The organism is Clostridiales bacterium, from assembly GCA_017569285.1.
Lineage (GTDB): Bacteria > Bacillota > Clostridia > Christensenellales > Aristaeellaceae > Aristaeella.
In genome coordinates, this window is record CP069419.1 from 240,024 (window position 1) to 257,248 (window position 17,225).

The 17,225-nt window shown below is 55.7% G+C and carries 14 protein-coding genes; all 14 read left to right on the top strand.

Annotation, left to right across the window (positions count from 1 at the left end):
* Window positions 1-127 precede the first annotated feature (127 nt).
* Window positions 128-1,054 (top strand): 1-phosphofructokinase family hexose kinase, encoded by a 927-nt coding sequence (locus tag JNO48_01155; protein ID QTE68552.1) that lies wholly within the window; start codon window positions 128-130, stop codon window positions 1,052-1,054.
* Between the two features lie 4 nt (window positions 1,055-1,058).
* Window positions 1,059-1,514: a GNAT family N-acetyltransferase gene (locus tag JNO48_01160; GenBank protein QTE68553.1), complete on the top strand. Its 456-nt coding sequence runs from the start codon at window positions 1,059-1,061 to the stop codon at window positions 1,512-1,514.
* A 12-nt stretch (window positions 1,515-1,526) separates the two neighbouring features.
* Window positions 1,527-2,306, top strand: coding sequence for an alpha/beta hydrolase (locus JNO48_01165; protein QTE68554.1), 780 nt, complete (start codon window positions 1,527-1,529; stop codon window positions 2,304-2,306).
* 3 nt (window positions 2,307-2,309) lie between these two features.
* Window positions 2,310-3,911 carry a UDP-N-acetylmuramoyl-tripeptide--D-alanyl-D-alanine ligase gene (locus tag JNO48_01170; protein QTE68555.1) on the top strand — a complete coding sequence of 534 codons (1,602 nt, stop codon included), beginning with the start codon at window positions 2,310-2,312 and terminating at the stop codon, window positions 3,909-3,911.
* 62 nt (window positions 3,912-3,973) lie between these two features.
* On the top strand, window positions 3,974-5,191 hold the full coding sequence (locus JNO48_01175; GenBank protein QTE68556.1) for a D-alanine--D-alanine ligase: 1,218 nt from the start codon (window positions 3,974-3,976) through the stop codon (window positions 5,189-5,191).
* Between the two features lie 35 nt (window positions 5,192-5,226).
* A complete protein-coding gene (gene dxs / locus JNO48_01180; protein ID QTE68557.1) occupies window positions 5,227-7,101 on the top strand; it encodes a 1-deoxy-D-xylulose-5-phosphate synthase in 1,875 nt (624 codons plus the stop codon).
* Window positions 7,098-7,931 carry a TlyA family RNA methyltransferase gene (locus tag JNO48_01185; protein QTE68558.1) on the top strand — a complete coding sequence of 278 codons (834 nt, stop codon included), beginning with the start codon at window positions 7,098-7,100 and terminating at the stop codon, window positions 7,929-7,931. Before dxs ends, JNO48_01185 begins: the two co-directional genes overlap by 4 nt.
* A complete protein-coding gene (locus JNO48_01190) occupies window positions 7,928-8,755 on the top strand; it encodes an NAD(+)/NADH kinase (GenBank protein ID QTE68559.1) in 828 nt (275 codons plus the stop codon). Before JNO48_01185 ends, JNO48_01190 begins: the two co-directional genes overlap by 4 nt.
* Before the next feature lie 16 nt (window positions 8,756-8,771).
* Window positions 8,772-9,227: an arginine repressor gene (locus JNO48_01195; protein ID QTE69647.1), complete on the top strand. Its 456-nt coding sequence runs from the start codon at window positions 8,772-8,774 to the stop codon at window positions 9,225-9,227.
* 21 nt (window positions 9,228-9,248) lie between these two features.
* On the top strand, window positions 9,249-10,967 hold the full coding sequence (gene recN, locus JNO48_01200; protein QTE68560.1) for a DNA repair protein RecN: 1,719 nt from the start codon (window positions 9,249-9,251) through the stop codon (window positions 10,965-10,967).
* Between the two features lie 139 nt (window positions 10,968-11,106).
* Entirely contained in the window at window positions 11,107-13,746 is a 2,640-nt protein-coding gene (gene ppdK, locus JNO48_01205) for a pyruvate, phosphate dikinase (GenBank protein ID QTE68561.1), read from the top strand.
* A gap of 214 nt (window positions 13,747-13,960) precedes the next feature.
* Window positions 13,961-14,311, top strand: a complete 351-nt coding sequence (gene rplS, locus JNO48_01210; protein QTE68562.1) for a 50S ribosomal protein L19 — start codon at window positions 13,961-13,963, stop codon at window positions 14,309-14,311.
* Between the two features lie 140 nt (window positions 14,312-14,451).
* A complete protein-coding gene (locus tag JNO48_01215) occupies window positions 14,452-16,521 on the top strand; it encodes a glycoside hydrolase family 3 C-terminal domain-containing protein (GenBank protein ID QTE68563.1) in 2,070 nt (689 codons plus the stop codon).
* A 14-nt stretch (window positions 16,522-16,535) separates the two neighbouring features.
* The gene (locus tag JNO48_01220) at window positions 16,536-17,219 is read left to right on the top strand and encodes a DUF2461 domain-containing protein (protein QTE68564.1); all 684 of its coding nucleotides are present in this window, start codon (window positions 16,536-16,538) and stop codon (window positions 17,217-17,219) included.
* Window positions 17,220-17,225: the final 6 nt, after the last annotated feature.

Genomic DNA, 17,225 nt, shown 5'->3' on the forward strand with positions numbered 1-17,225 from the left:
GAACCGACCCTTCGCTTTTCTTTACCGCCAATATACCATATTTCAAGCTTCCTGCGCAATGATAATATTGAAATAGGGCCTGTTGAATGGTATAATTGACAGGAATTTCACAAGGGGGTGGACCTGCGTGATTACCACCATCTGCATGAATCCTTGTTTTGACAGAACAGTCGAGGTGGACACACTTCAGATCAGCCGTGTCAACCGGATCCGGAATGCGCGTGACGACCTTGGCGGAAAAGGGATCAATGTCGCTGTGGTTGCCGGAAGGCTCGGCCTCGATGTCCAGTGCATCGGGATCATGGGGACTGACGGTTCTTCTGAACTCTGCGGCCTGATGGACCGTGAAGGACTTCAGCACCGTTTTCTGACTGTCCCCGGCCGCGTCCGTACGAACATGAAAATCTACAGCCGGGACGGACAGGGCGTTACTGAACTGAATGAGCCCGGCGCTGCTGTGGATGATTCCATTCTCCGTGAATTCTTTGAACTGACCCGTCAGGAAACAGCCGCCAGTGAAATTGTTGTGATGACCGGCAGCCTGCCGCCCGGATGCCCGGAAGGGACATACCGTGACCTGATGAACGCCCTGGACGGGAAAAAGTGCATCCTGGATACCGAAGGCAAAGAGCTTGAACTTGCTGCCAAAGGGGCAAAGCCTTATCTGATCAAGCCCAATCTGCGGGAACTGGAAACAACGCTCGGCATTGAGCTCCGCACAATCCGTGCGATCCGGGACGCCGCACTGCTGTTTATCCGTCTCGGCGTGGAACACGCCGTTGTTTCCATGGGCGAGATGGGTGCCATGTATGTATCCGAAAAGAAAACACTTTTTGCCCCCGCACTCCGGATTGAAGCCAAATCTACCGTCGGTGCCGGCGATGCGATGATCGGCGGTATGCTGATGGGATATGAAAAGACCGGCGACATGGCGAAGGCTTTCCGCTATGGAATTGCCGCAGGAGCCGCAAGCGTCATGACAGAAGGCACCCAGCTGATTGTCCGGTCCGATTTTGAAAAACTGCTTGCGCAGGTGAAAGTACAGGAAGTGTAAACGCTTGTTTTTTCGCAGAAACAGGGCGGAGTACTCTGACGGAATTATCGACCTGATTCCGCTCCAGGTCGCACCGCCTGATTCGGGACTGCAGTTCGGGCAAGAACGGGTCTGGAGAATTGCCGTCCACAACAGACGGAAGGAAATCGGCCAGCTCAGTTACCGCGACGGAGAGAGCCGGTGTGTCTATTATTTCGGCCATATCGGCTACCATATTGATCCACCGTACCGGGGTCATCACTATGCATGGCGGGCCTGCAGGCTGATCCGGGATGAAATCCTGATGAGCGGCAAGACCTCCGTTATCATCACCTGCGACCCGGATAACGAAGCAAGCCGAAAGACCTGTGAGCGGCTGAACTGTCTCCTGGAAGGGATTTCATCCGTTCCCCGGGATCTGCAGGAGAAATATGATCTCAGCAGCATGAAATGCCGGTATATCTGGCAGATCACAGCCTGACAGAAGGAACTTATGATAAAAGAAATTGACGGCGTCAAAATCCACTACGAAACTTCCGGGGACAGCGGAAGCCGTATCCTGCTCCTGCATGGATGGGGCTGCAGCATCCAGCTGATGAAGCCGGTTGCCGACCGGATCACCGGAAACCATCGTTTCATGATCATCGATTTTCCCGGGCACGGGGAGAGCAGCCGGCCTCCTGAACCATGGGGAGTTCCTGAATACAGCGAATGCCTGCTCCGTTTCCTCCGGGAAACCGGGTTTTATCCATGCCATATTATCGCGCACAGCTTCGGTGCCCGTATTGCCGCCTGGATTGCCTCCACACATCCGGAAATGGTGAACCGGATCATCCTGACCGGGGCTGCGGGCATCCGTCCGAAGCAGACGGAAGCCGCACGGAAACGCTCCGCGCAGTACACCAGGCTGAAGCATATCGCCGCCGCAGCCGGAAGGATTCCGTTCCTCCGCGGGATTTCCCGCAATATGGAGGAAGCACTCCGCCGGAAATACGGCAGCAAGGACTATAACAGCCTCGATGCGGAAATGCGGAAAACCTTTGTACGGATCGTCAGCCAGGACCTTACGGATCTTTACGGATCATTTCGCTCCGGCACACTGCTTCTGTGGGGCGACCGGGATACAGAGACACCGCTCTGGATGGGCCGTGAAATGGAAAAGCGGATCCCGGACAGCGCACTGATCATTCTGGAAGGCGGCACGCATTTTGCCTATCTGGAACAGGTGGACAGATTCTGCGCCATTGCTTCCGAATTCCTGAAGGAGGACTGATGCATGACCCCCCTGTCCCTGATCCTGATCCTGTCCCTCTCGGCCGGATGTGTCCTGGCCGGAAGAATTCTCTTTCATTATTTCCAGCTGGAGAGCTACCAGCACCCCGGGTATTTCCGGACAATCCGCCGCAATGCCCTGAAGGCGTTCCTGCCAGGCCTGATTGAAGCGCTGGCCTGGGCACTCTCCCTGCTGCTTTTCGCGGCTGTCATTCCGGAAGACAACGACTGGCTTCCGGTCGTCTGTGTTTCCGTTGTTGTCCTGGCCTGCGGCGTACTGCTTTACCGCCTGTCCCGGGATCAGAAAGCCAAGAAGCCGTTCCGGTTCACCCCGCGGATGAAACGGCTGTATGTCGTCTCATTTGTGGTTTTTGCCGGGATCCTGATTGCTTTCCGTTTCTGCACACCGCCGGCTGAAGCCGCCGCTGTCCTGCTGATGCTGTTCCCCCTGTTCCTCCCGGTATGGGTCGCGCTGGCCGGCCTGATTGCCTGGCCGATCGAGAAAGCAATCAGCGAGATGTATTTCCGTGACGCGCAGCGGATTCTCCGCGAACGGAAGGATCTGATCCGGATCGGCATTACCGGTTCCTGGGGAAAGACCAGCGTCAAATTTATCCTGGGAACAATCCTCAGCGAGAAATACAATACACTTGTCACACCGTCCAGCTTCAACACCCCGATGGGAGTCACCCGGGTAATCCGCTCTTCCCTGGAACCCGGTCACCGCGTTTTCATCGCGGAGATGGGTGCGCGGCATGTGGGGGACATTAAGGAGATGTGCCGCCTGGTCCATCCTGAAATCGGCATTCTGACTTCCATCGGACCACAGCACCTGGATACGTTCAAAACACTGGAACGTGTGACAAAAACCAAGTATGAGCTGATTGATGCCCTGCCGGACAACGGGCGGTGCTTTTTCCCGGATGACCAGGGGATCTGCCTGGAACTGTACCGGAAGACCGAAAAGCCGAAATGCCTGTCCGGCCTGGACAGCCAGGCAGATGACGTCTGGGCAGAAGATATCACCGTGTCACCCGAGGGGAGCCGCTTTACCCTTTGCACGCACGATTTCCGCATTCCCTGCCGGACCGCGCTGCTTGGTGAACTGAATATCCGGAATATTCTCCTGTGCGCATCTGTTGCTGTCAGCCTGGGACTCACCGGAGAGCAGATTGCCCGCGGGATCAGCCGGCTGACCCCTGTGGAACACCGGCTCCAGCTGATTCCCAATTCCGGCGGCATCACCATTATTGACGACGCATTCAACAGCAACATCCGGGGTGCGGAGCAGGCTTTCCACGTTCTGAAAGAATTCCCGCCGCAGCGCATCATCATTACTCCGGGCATGGTCGAGCTTGGCAAACTGGAGTATGAGATGAACCGTGAATTCGGGGAAAAGATGGCTGCCGGCTGCGATACTGCAATCCTGGTCGGCAAAAAGCGCAGCGCAGCCATTCGCGAAGGCCTGGCCGGATCCGGGTTTCCGGAAGAAAAGATCCGGATTGCCGAATCGCTGGACGAAGCCGTACGGATCATGCACGATATTGCCCGTTCCGGGGATACTGTGCTGTTTGAGAATGACCTTCCCGACAATTACAGTGAATAACTGTCCTGGGCCACCTGCCGGATACATCCGCTTTTCCGGTATATGAAACGGAGGAATCAGAATTGAAAAAGCAAATCGGCGTTATATTCGGAAGCCGCAGCTGTGAAAGGGAAGTCGCCATCATAAGCGCCATTCAGCTGATGCGCCATGCCGACACGGAGCAGTATGACGTGATTCCGGTTTATATTGATGAGCGCGGAAACTGGTATACCGGTGAAAAGCTGAAGGAGATTGATACCTTCCGGCCGTTCAAAGGCGAAACTGCCGGTATTGTCCGCGTATTTCCGGACCTGAGTTCCGGATCCGGCGCGCTGCTCCGCCTGGAAAAAGGCAAGGGGCTTTTCGGCCGGGAAAGGCTTGAGATCATTGCCAGGATTGATGTGTATATCGTTGTAATGCACGGTCTGAACGGCGAGGACGGCACCCTGCAGGGACTGCTGGAGCTGGCCAATATCCCGTATACATCCACCGGGGTTCCCGGCAGCGCAATCGGAATGGACAAAATCATCATGAAGCAGTTCTTCCGCGGCGCCGGTCTCCCGGTTCTTCCCGGAGTGGCTGTGACGCGGCATGAGTTTGAAAGCAGTGCCGATGATGTTGCCGCAAAGATCCGGAGTGAACTGGGATTCCCGGTATTTGTAAAACCAGCCAACCTGGGAAGCAGCATCGGCGTCAGCCGGGCTGATGATGAAGGCGGCCTGAAGGACAGCCTGTCCCTTGCATTTGAATATGACCGGAGGGTCCTGGTTGAAAAAGGACTGAACCAGCCCATTGAACTGAACTGCAGCGTGCTCGGCTATGACGATGAAGTGATGGCTTCCTCCATTGAAATGCCGCTGAACAGCACCGAATTCCTGACTTTCGGCGAGAAGTATCTTGCATCCGGCGGAAGCAAGGGAATGGCCAGCCTTCACCGCGTCCTTCCGGCTCCGATCGATGACGGGCTGAAAACGGAAATCCAGAACATGAGCAAGGATATCTTCCGGATGATGGACGGGAAAGGTGTGGTCCGGATTGACTACATGTTTGACCGCGACAGCGAAAAGCTGTATATCACTGAAATCAACACGATTCCCGGAAGCCTTGCATTCTATCTGTGGGAATATGACGGAATCCGGTACCGTGAGCTGATTGACCGGATGATCCGGTTTGCAGAAAAAGCGCATGAAGACCGTAACCATGCCAATTATGCCTATACCAGCGACATCCTGAAGAGCGTCGGATCAGGTGCCAAAGGCAGCAAGGGAGCCAAGGGCAGCAAAGGCGGAACAAAGCTGTAATCCGGATGAATAAGGCAGAGAGAGGCGGAAGCAGCATGCTGGAGAAAATCAATTCCCCTGCGGATCTGGCCCGTCTGAGTGAAAAAGAAATACAGGAACTGGCCGGAGAAATCAGGGCCGAACTGATCCGAACCGTTTCCGAAAACGGCGGACATCTGGCATCCAACCTGGGGGTTGTGGAACTGACGCTTGCAATCCACCGTGTGTTTCATCTGCCGGAGGACAAGGTCGTGTTTGACGTCGGCCATCAGTCCTACGTTCACAAGCTGATCACCGGCCGGTACAGCCGGTTCAGGACGCTCCGGGAATACGGCGGGATTTCCGGCTTCCCGAAGCGGGATGAAAGTGAATACGACTGTTTTGAAACCGGACATGCCAGTACTTCCATTTCCGCCGCCCTGGGACTGGCGCGTGCGCGGGATTACCGGAATGAACACCATCATGTAATCGCGCTGGTAGGAGACGGAGCCATGACCGGCGGTATGTGCTATGAAGCGCTGAACGATGCCGGTCACAGCCATACACGCCTGATTGTGATCCTGAATGATAATGAGATGAGCATTGCGCCGAACGTCGGCGCCCTCAGTTCCTACCTGACAGACCTGAGAATCAGTGCCGGGTGGCAGAGTGCCAAACAGCGGGTCCGTCGCCTGAACCGTTTTCCGGTTTTCGGAAAACTGATCTACCGGGCAATGCATGGAACCAAGAAGCTGGTAAAATCCATGCTTCTCCGCAGCGGAGACCTGGGTTTCTTCGAAGCGCTCGGCTTTCAGTATTTCGGACCCATCAACGGACATGACCTGTCCAGCCTGGAAAAAACACTGAAAAAAGCCGGCGAATGCACCGGCCCCTGCGTCATTCATGTGCTGACCAAAAAAGGGTACGGATATGAGCAGGCGGAAGCCCGTCCGGAAGCCTTCCACGGAACACCGCCCTTCTACATCGAATCCGGAAACCGGATCCGGAAACCGGATTATCCTTCTGCCGGTCATGTCATGGCGGATACCCTGGCCGGGATGCGTTCCTCTGACAGCCGGATTGTAGCGATTACCGCAGCGATGAAACTCGGAACCGGCCTGGATCATTTCGCGGAAAAATACCCGGATTCCGTCATTGATACCGGAATCACCGAAGAGCATGCCGCCACACTGGCTGCCGGCCTTGCTGCCGGCGGAATGCGTCCCTATTACGCCGTTTATTCCACTTTTTTCCAGCGTTGTTATGATCAGATGATCCACGATGTCTGCATGCAGAACCTCCCGGTCGTTTTCCTGCTGGACCGGAGCGGGCTCGGCGGGGAAGACGGCCGGACCCATCACGGCCTGTTTGATCTTGCGGAAGTTCTGCCGGTTCCCGGTATGACCGTTCTGGCCCCCTGTGACGCACTGGAGCTCAGCGAGATGATCCGCTGGACGCTGACACAGGACGGTCCATGCACAATCCGTTACCAGAAGGACGGAACACCTGTTCCGTTCTGTCATCCGGAAGGCCGTCACTTTGTTCCCGGAAAATGGTATACCATTTTTGAGGGATGCGATCTGATGATCCTTGCTGCCGGCAATATGGTCCAGCAGGCGGTATCTGTCCGCTCCCTGCTCGAAAAAGAAGGGGTTTCCGCCGCGGTAATCCAGTGTACCTCCCTTAAGCCGGCGGACGAGGAATTCCTTTCCCGCATAAGTCCTGATACTCCTTATTTCACGCTGGAGGAGCACATGGAAACCGGCGGATTCGGGGCCTATATTTCCGGACTCTGCCGGAAAAAAGGGTTCCCGCAGCCGGCCGACTGCATCGGCGTTCCGGACTGTTGGATTGAACATGGGAACCATCAGCTGCTGATGAAAGATGCCGGACTCTGCCCGGATCAGATTGCCGGCAGGATCCTGCGCAAACTCGGGAGGGCTGAGCAGTGACGGAAAAAACACGCGCGGATGTCGCGCTGGTAGACCGCGGTCTTGCGGAAAGCCGTGAAAAAGCACAGGCTGCCATTATGGCCGGGCAGGTTTTTATCGGTGAACGCCGTGTGATGAAAGCATCCGAAGCAGTCCGGCCGGAAGATCCTCTGCTGATCAGGCAGCCGGAAAAAACCTATGTCAGCCGGGGAGCTCTGAAGCTTGAAAAGGCAGTCCGCGTTTTCAGCGCCAGCCTGAAGGACCGGGTGATTCTGGACGCCGGTGCCAGCACCGGCGGTTTCACCGATGTCTGCCTTCACAGCGGCGCACGGCATGTATACGCAGTGGATGTCGGATACGGCCAGCTGGACTGGAAGCTCCGGAATGATCCAAGGGTTACGGTTATGGAACGGACCAATGCCCGTTTCCTGACGGCAGACATGTTTCCGGAAAGGCCGGAAATAGCCGTGATGGATGTCAGTTTTATTTCCATCCGGCTGATCCTGCCGGCTCTGATCAGCGTTATCGGGGACCAGGGGGTCATCTATTCCCTGATCAAACCGCAGTTTGAGGCCGGCCGGGACAAGGTCGGAAAAAAAGGGGTGGTCCGTGACCCCAAAACCCATGAGGATGTAATCCGGACCATTTCCGAATTTGCCCGGTCTGTCGGATGGAATGTCCGCCGGCTGGATTATTCTCCGATCACCGGTCCCGAAGGAAATATCGAATTCCTGTCCGAAATCCGGAAATCGGATGATTCCTCTGCCGGAATCACAGACGCCGATATCCGTTCCGTTGTGGCGGAAGCCCATCGTAAACTGACGAATGAACAGGGAGATGGTCATCTTTGATTCGCTGTATCTGTCTTCTGGCAAATCCGGACCGACCGGATGCCATCAGCCTGGCTTCCACGGCTGAATCCTACCTGAAAGTGCATGGGATTGAATGTATTTCCCCGGAATCCGGCAATGAAACGCTTCCGGGCTGTGCAGGAATTATCCTGACGTTCGGCGGCGACGGAACGCTCCTGATCGGTGCCCGGTATGCGATGAAATATCACATTCCCCTGATGGGATTCAATCTCGGAACCACCGGATTCCTGACCGAGGAAGAACCGGAGCGCCTTCAGGAAGCCCTGGATGCAATCCTGGCCGGCCGCTACGAGACAGAAGAGCGGATGCTGCTGGATGTGACCAACGTCAAAACCGGCGAGCATTTCAGTGCACTGAATGACGCCGTAATCACCCGCGGCGGGTATGCCCGCCTGATCCGGGTGGATTGTACGGTGAGCGGGGAGGCTTTCGGTACATTCACATCCGACGGAATGATTGCCGCAACACCCACCGGATCTACCGGTTACTCTCTCTCTGCCGGGGGACCGATTGTGGAACCGTCCATGCGGTGTATCGTACTGACACCCGTATGCGCCCACAGCCTGCAGCAATGTCCGTGCGTTGTCTCAGAGGGATCAGAAATCCGTTTCCGCCTGCAGAAAGAGCGGAATCAGACTGCAGAACTCCAGATCGACGGCATGAACCGCGGAACCCTGGAGGCGGGGGATGAGATTATTGTGACCGGTTCCCCCGATACCGTACGGCTTCTTCGGCTGCACCCGTATCATTTTTACAGCCTGCTGCATATGAAGCTGCGGGAATGGGGTTCCAACCACGAGTAATGACGGAGGTGCAATGATGAAATCCACCCGCCAGAATGATATCATCCGGATCATCTCGGACAAGGAAATCGAGAAACAGGAAGAGCTCGCCGGCGAACTGCGCGCGCTCGGTTACCAGGTTACCCAGGCAACCATTTCAAGGGATATCAAGGATCTCCACCTGATCAAAGTCATCGGGGAAAGCGGCAAGTACAAATATGCCCAGCCGGACCGCAACCGTTCAGCCGTGAATGTCCGGCTGACGCGGATCCTGTCTGATTCCCTGGTCAGCGTGGAGCAGGCCGGCTATATGATTGTGGTCAAAACGCTGAGCGGATCAGCCGGCGTTGCCGGCGAAGCAATTGACACCATGCAGTGGTCCGGAATACTCGGGACTATTGCCGGAGACAATACCATTTTCATCGTCGCACGAAATGAAAAGGATGCCGATGAGATCACCGCGCGCCTCCGGAAGCTGTCCAGCGATGAATAACATGCGGGAGGAAAGCACGGTATGATTCAATCGATATCCATCCGGAATATTGCATTGATCGATCGCCTGACCATCTGTTTCCATTCCGGGCTGCAGGTGCTTTCCGGAGAAACCGGGGCCGGAAAAAGCATTGTTGTGGATGCCATGAAGCTGATCCTCGGCGGGCGGGCCGACCGTACACTGATCCGCTCCGGATGTGAAAAAGGATCGGTTGAAGCCGTTTTTGACATACCCGGCTCCGATACCGCAGCCCGGCTTCTGGAGCGGGAATCCCTTGAGTTTGATGGTTCTTCCATTACAGTTTACCGGGAAATATCTGCCACCGGAAAAAACATCTGCCGGGTCAACGGCGTAATGATGCCGCTGTCGTTCCTGAAGGAACTTTCACCGCTGCTCATGAATCTCCACGGGCAGAGTGAGCACCAGTTCCTTGCAGATCCGGAAACCCACCTGGCCTATCTCGATCATCTCGGAGACCAAGCCCATATGCTGCTTCTCGGAGATGTCCGCGATGCCTGTATGCGGTTTATGGCCAATCATCGTGAATATGCCCGCCTGGTCAGAATCAGCCGGGATAAGGAGCCCCGGATCCGGCAGATTACCCGGGAGCTGGAAGAACTCCGCAGTGCTGCGCTGCAGCCGGGTGAAGAGGAATCCCTTCGGGACAGTCTCCGTGGATTGGAAAAAGCCGGCCGGATCTCCGGCTCCCTGAAAAACGCATACGGCCATCTGGTACACGGAGAGGCATCGGAAGACGGCGCACTATCCGCTGTCCGGGAAGCCGGAAACGCGCTGAAATCGATCACAGAAGAGGATGATCTCATCCACGGACTTTCCGCCCGTTGTGAGAACCTTTATTATGAGCTGGAAGACATTGCGTTTCAGCTCTCCGGCCTGATCGAAAAGAATGATTTTGATCCCGTGCGGCTTGAACAGACGGAAAACCGCCTGGACCAGATCCGCCGGATTGAAAAAAAATACGGAACATCTGCGGATGAAGTCCTGCAGACAGAAGACAACCTGGCCGCCGAGCTGGAAGACCTGAACCGGCTGGACGACCGTCTGGAACAGATGGGTGCTGAACACCGGAAACTCCTGGCTGAATACCGGGAAGCCGCACGCAGGCTGACCGCTTCCAGAAAAGCACTGGCCGAAGTTTTCAGCATGCATATGATGCAGGAACTTCAGCAGCTTGGCATGGCCCAGACCGTTTTCAGTGTGCATTTTGAGGAAAATTCGGATGGTAAGCCGAAAATGCCGACGGAAACCGGCGATGACCGCGGCGAATTCCTGATATGCCCCAATCCGGGAGAACCCCTGATGCCGCTGAAGGATATTGCTTCCGGCGGCGAACTGTCCCGCCTGATGCTGGCCATGAAAACCCTGGAAGCCGGACACACCGGTGTTGACTGCATGATCTTTGATGAAATCGATACGGGTATCAGCGGTAAGATGGCACAGACAGTTGCTGAAAAGATGATCGCGATTTCCAGGCATCACCAGGTGATCTGCGTCAGCCATCTGCCTCAGCTGGCTGCTGCCGGGGACTATCAGTACCTGGTCAGCAAAGGTGTTGTCAACGACCGGACAGAGACCAATGTCTCCGAGCTGGACAGGGAAGGACGGATCCGGGAAATCGCCCGGATCATCAGCGGTGCCGACGGAATCTCCCCGGATGCAGTCACTTACGCCGAGCAGCTTCTTTCGGCAGCGGATCATAAAAAACAGTGCCTTCCGTAATATGCGGAACGCCTGCACAGTATACAAAAAGCTTGCCAAGTGACTGTTCAGGCAGTATAATCATTTGTTGTACGGTATTGTGGACGTTGCACTGTTCTGACAAACTGTTACACGCGAATTGAACGAGGAGGAATTTTGTATGTCCAAAAAGTATGTGTACCTCTTCAGCGAAGGGAATGCCACCATGCGTGAACTTCTGGGCGGAAAAGGCGCCAACCTGGCTGAGATGACCAACATCGGCCTGCCTGTTCCCCAGGGATTCACGATTTCTACCGAGGCCTGTACCCAGTATTATGAAGACGGACGCCAGATCAATGATGAAATCCAGGCGCAGATCATGGAGTATATTGCGCGGATGGAAGAAATCAACGGCAAGAAGTTTGGGGACCTGAAAAACCCCCTGCTTGTTTCCGTCCGTTCCGGTGCCCGTGCTTCCATGCCCGGTATGATGGACACCATCCTCAATCTGGGCTTGAATGACGACGTGGTTGCCGCCATGATTGCCGGAAACGACGACCCCAAATTCGCGCGTTTCGTATATGACAGTTACCGCCGTTTTATCCAGATGTACTCCGATGTCGTTATGGAAGTCGGCAAGAAATACTTTGAACAGCTCATCGATGAGATGAAGCAGAAAAAGGGTGTCACATACGACGTGGATCTGACTGCCGATGACCTTAAAGAGCTGGCCGCCGCTTTCAAGGCGGAATACAAGGCCAAGATCGGTGATGACTTCCCCTACGATCCGAAGGATCAGCTGATGGGAGCCATCAAGGCTGTTTTCCGTTCCTGGGACAATCCCCGTGCCAATGTCTACCGCCGCGACAATGACATTCCGTACAGCTGGGGAACCGCTGTCAATGTCATGCCCATGGTATTCGGAAACCTGAACAACAACTCCGGTACCGGCGTTGCCTTCACCCGCGACCCCGCAACCGGCGAAAACAAGCTGATGGGTGAGTTCCTTGTCAATGCCCAGGGCGAAGACGTGGTCGCCGGCGTCCGTACGCCGATGCCGATTTCCCAGATGGCCGAACAGTTCCCCGCAGCCTATGATGAATTCGTCAAGGTTTGCGGAACCCTGGAAAAGCACTACCGTGACATGCAGGATATGGAATTCACCGTGGAAAACGGAAAGCTGTATATGCTGCAGTGCCGCAGCGGCAAACGTACTGCGCAGGCCGCACTGAAGATTGCATGCGACCTCGTGGACGAAGGAATGCGTTCTGAAGAGGAAGCCGTTGCGATGATCGATCCCCGTAACCTGGACACCCTGCTTCATCCGCAGTTTGACGCCACAGCCCTGAAAAAGGCTGCTCCGATCGGCCGCGGCCTGGGTGCTTCTCCCGGCGCCGCCTGCGGTAAAATCGTGTTCACCGCTGAAGACGCCGAAGCATGGGCCGCCCGGGGCGAGAAAGTCGTCCTGGTCCGTCTGGAGACCTCTCCTGAGGACATCACCGGTATGAAGAGCGCCCAGGGCATCCTGACCGTCCGCGGCGGTATGACCAGCCACGCAGCCGTCGTTGCCCGCGGAATGGGAACCTGCTGCGTTTCCGGATGCGGCGACATTGCCATGGATGAAGAAAACAAGAAATTCACGCTTGCCGGGAAAACCTTCCATGAAGGTGATTTCCTCTCCATCGACGGAACGACCGGCAATATCTATGACGGCCTGATCCCGACTGTGGATGCCAAGATTGCCGGAGAGTTCGGCCGGATCATGGCATGGGCGGACAAATACCGCCGGCTCCGCGTGCGGACCAACGCCGATACGCCCGCCGATGCAAAGAAAGCCCGTGAGCTCGGCGCGGAAGGTATCGGCCTGTGCCGTACCGAGCATATGTTCTTTGAGCCGGAACGCATCGCTGCTTTCCGCGAGATGATCTGCTCCGACACGGTGGAAGAACGCGAAGCTGCGCTGGATAAAATCCTGCCGTATCAGCAGGGCGACTTTGAAAAGCTCTATGAAGCGCTGGAAGGCTGCCCGGTCTGCATCCGGTTCCTGGATCCGCCGCTGCATGAGTTCGTTCCCACCACGGAGGAAGAGATTGCACTGCTGGCCAAAACCCAGGGCAAGAGTGTAGAAACCATCAAGAACATCATCGCTTCCCTGCATGAATTCAATCCCATGATGGGCCACCGCGGCTGCCGCCTGGCTGTCACTTATCCGGAAATCGCAAAGATGCAGACCCGGGCCGTTATCCGCGCTGCCATCAACACGCAGAAAGCGCATCCCGACTGGACGGTTCGTCCCGAAATCATGATTCCGCTGGTCTGCGAGGAAAAGGAACTGAAGTTCGTCAAGAAGATCGTTGTGGAAACGGCCGATGCTGAAATCGCCGCCAGCGATGTGAAGATCGAGTATGAAGTCGGTACGATGATCGAAATCCCGCGTGCCGCCCTGACCGCGGATGAAATCGCCAAGGATGCTGATTTCTTCTGCTTCGGCACCAACGACCTCACGCAGATGACCTTCGGGTTCAGCCGCGACGACGCGGGCAAGTTCCTTTCCGCGTACTATGACACCAAGATCTTCGAGAGCGATCCGTTCGCCCGCCTGGACCAGAACGGCGTCGGCAAGCTGATGGATCTTGCCATCAAGCTGGGACGTCCGGTCAATCCGAAGCTGCACATCGGTATCTGCGGCGAGCATGGCGGTGATCCGACCTCTGTGGAATTCTGCCATAAGATCGGCCTGGATTATGTGAGCTGCTCTCCCTTCCGTGTGCCGATTGCCCGGCTCGCTGCCGCACAGGCTGCCATTGCCGCGAAGAAGTAATTTCTCCTGGTATACCGGGAACTGTTCCTCCGGGAACAGTTCCTTTTTCTTCCGGTTTCCGTGTATCATGCAGAAAAATAATGTTTGCAATTTGTTTTTCTTTATGATATTATGTCTGGTGTTATGCGGGCGGTCCTCTGTCCGGGCTGAAACGGCGAATCGTTCGGTTCGCTGACCGGGTCATGAACGTCTATGAGGGAAGGAGGAACCTGTCATGAATGAAATCATTCGTTCCATTGAAGCCAAGCAGATCCGCAGTGATATGCCCCAGTTCAACGTCGGCGATACCGTCCGGGTCTGGGTGAAGGTTGTTGAAGGCAACCGCGAACGTCTGCAGGCTTTTGAAGGAACTGTTATTGCAAAGCGGAACGGCGGAGTCCGGGAAACATTTACCGTGCGTCGTGTGTCCTACGGCATCGGCGTAGAGCGTACTTTCCCGATCCATTCCCCCCGTGTTGACCACGTGGATATGATCCGCCGCGGTAAAGTCCGCCGCGCCAAGCTGTACTATCTGCGTGAGCGCCAGGGCAAAGCTGCCAAGATCAAGGAGATCAAGCGCATCTGATTTTCCGCTTAAAACCGGCTTCAGAATTTATTCTGAAGCCGGTTTTTTGTTTCCCATGAGCAGGAAAAAACCACCGGAATGTATAATTTTTTAAGGTAAGAATCAATCATTCAAACTGAATTCACGATCGGAGAAGCACTATGAGAGACAGGGCAGAAGCAACGGCTCAGGCCAAAGAACTGGTATCACGGATGACACTGGAGGAAAAAGCATCCCAGCTCAGATATGATGCACCGGCAATTCCCCGCCTGGGCATTCCTGCATACAACTGGTGGAATGAAGCTCTCCACGGCGTGGCCCGGGCAGGTACCGCCACCGTTTTCCCGCAGGCAATCGGCCTGGCTGCAATGTTTGATGAAGATCTTCAGGAGGAAATCGCTTCTGTCGTTTCTGATGAGGCCCGCGCGAAATACAACGGGCAAAGCCGTTTCGGCGACCGGGATATTTATAAGGGGCTGACCGTATGGAGCCCGAATATCAATATTTTCCGGGATCCCAGATGGGGCCGCGGACATGAAACCTACGGTGAAGATCCGTATCTGACCAGCCGGCTCGGAATCCGATATATTGAAGGCCTGCAGGGACACGGAAAATACCTGAAGACTGCCGCCTGCAGCAAGCATTTCGCTGTTCATTCCGGTCCGGAAGCCCTACGCCATGAATTCGATGCGAAAGCCAATCCTAAGGATATGGCCGAAACCTATCTGGCCGCCTTTGAAGCCACCGTAAAGGAAGCGGATGTGGAATCCGTCATGGGCGCCTACAACCGTGTCAACGGAGAACCGGCCTGCGGCAGCAAAGCGCTGCTGAAGGATACCCTGCGCGGAAAATGGGGATTCCGGGGGCATGTAGTCAGCGACTGCTGGGCCATCCGGGATTTCCATGTCAATCACAAGGTAACCGCTACAGCCCCCGAAAGCGCAGCCCTGGCCATCCGGAACGGGTGTGATCTGAACTGCGGCAATACGTATCTCCATATGATGCAGGCATACCAGGAGGGGCTGGTTACTGAAGAGCAGATTACCACCGCCTGTGTGCGTCTCTTTACCACCCGTTTCCTGCTGGGGCTTTTTGCCGATGACTGTGAATATGACGGTATTCCGGTAACCGATACCGATACGGACGCTCACGACGCACTTGCCCTGAAGGCAGCGGAAAACAGCATGGTGCTGCTGGAAAATGACGGAACCCTTCCGCTGTGTGCGGACCGGATCCGGACCGTTGCCGTGATCGGTCCGAACGCCGACAGCATTCCGGCCCTGGAAGGCAACTACAACGGTACCAGCAGCCGATATGTCACCTTCCTGGAAGGAATCCGTTCCTATTGTGCTGCCCACGGAATTCGTGTCCTTTACAGTCTCGGAAGCCACCTGTACAAGGACCGGACGTCCGGCCTTTCCAAACCCGATGACCGGCTGGCTGAAGCGGCCATGTACTCCGAGGCTGCCGATGTGACGATTGCCTGTATCGGTCTTGACGCCACCCTTGAAGGGGAAGAAGGGGATACCGGCAATGAATATTTCAGCGGTGACAAGAAAGACCTGCTGATTCCGGAATCCCAGCGGCGGCTGATGGAAATCCTCTGCCGGCACTCCCGGAAACTCATCACCGTCATTGCGGCCGGTTCCGCCCTGAATGTCAGCGGCGGCAACGCCAAGCTTTTGTCCTGGTATCCCGGACAGGCCGGCGGAAAAGCGCTTGCCGAGCTGCTGTTCGGCGAGAAAAACCCCAGCGGCCACCTGCCGGTAACCTTCTACAAAAGTGTGGATGATCTTCCTGCTTTTGAAGACTACAGCATGGAAAACCGGACCTACCGTTATTTCACCGGTGAACCGCTCTATCCGTTCGGGCATGGACTCAGCTACACCTGCTGGGAGCTGTCGGATGCATCCCTGGAAGACGGCCGGATCCGGGTCAGTGTCCGCAATACCGGCAGTATGGACGGCGATGCTGTGGTACAGGTATATGCCGAAGCCGACAGTCCGTATGCACCAACCCACCCCCGGCTCTGCGGTTTCTGCCGGATTCCGGTAAGAGCCGGCGAAACCGTTTCGGCTGTGGTCCGGCTGGATCCGCTGACCCGGACCGTAATTGATCCGGATGGGAACCGTATTCCTGTTGAGCACCTGACATTCCATATCGGTATGAGCCAGCCTGATCCGCAAAGCGTCCGGCTTTCCGGTGTCACGCCTGTCCGGCTTTCCGTCTGAAAGGGAGGCACCGTATGTTCACCGGTTTCAGTGAGGATACTATTTCCTTCTTCCTGGATCTGAAGTTTCACAACAATGCCGCCTACTTCCATGAAAACCATGACCGGTATGTGGAGGTTGTCCAGCGTCCGTTCTATGAATTCATCGAAGATCTCGGACCTGCAATGAGGAAAATTGACCCGCGGATGGAAATCCGTCCGCACAGGTGTCTTTCCCGGATTCACCGGGATACCCGCTTTTCCCGGGATAAAAGCCCGTACCGGGATCATCTGTGGCTGCTGTTCCGTCGTGAAGGAGAGCCCCGGGAGCAAAGCCTGATGTACTGGTTTGAACTCGGACCGTCCCGCCTGGACTGGGGGATGGGATTCTGGGGTGAAAACAGGGAAGCGCTGGACCTTTTCCGGAAAAGGATGCGTGCCAATCCGGACGGTACACTGGCGATACTGGATGACCTGGATCTGGCCGGCCGGGGCCTGCTTCTGAACGGAAGTATCCATAAAAGGATGGAAGTGCCGCCGGAAATACCGGACCGTCTGCGGCGATGGTACTGTACCAAGGAGATGTATATCAACAAGATTTCCCCCGATTTCAGGAAGGTTTTCTCTGAGCGCATCCTGACCGAGGTCCGGAAGGATTTCCAGCAGCTTGCGCCATTGTATCATATTCTTCGCGGGTACTGTGACGAACTTGACGCATAGCAAACG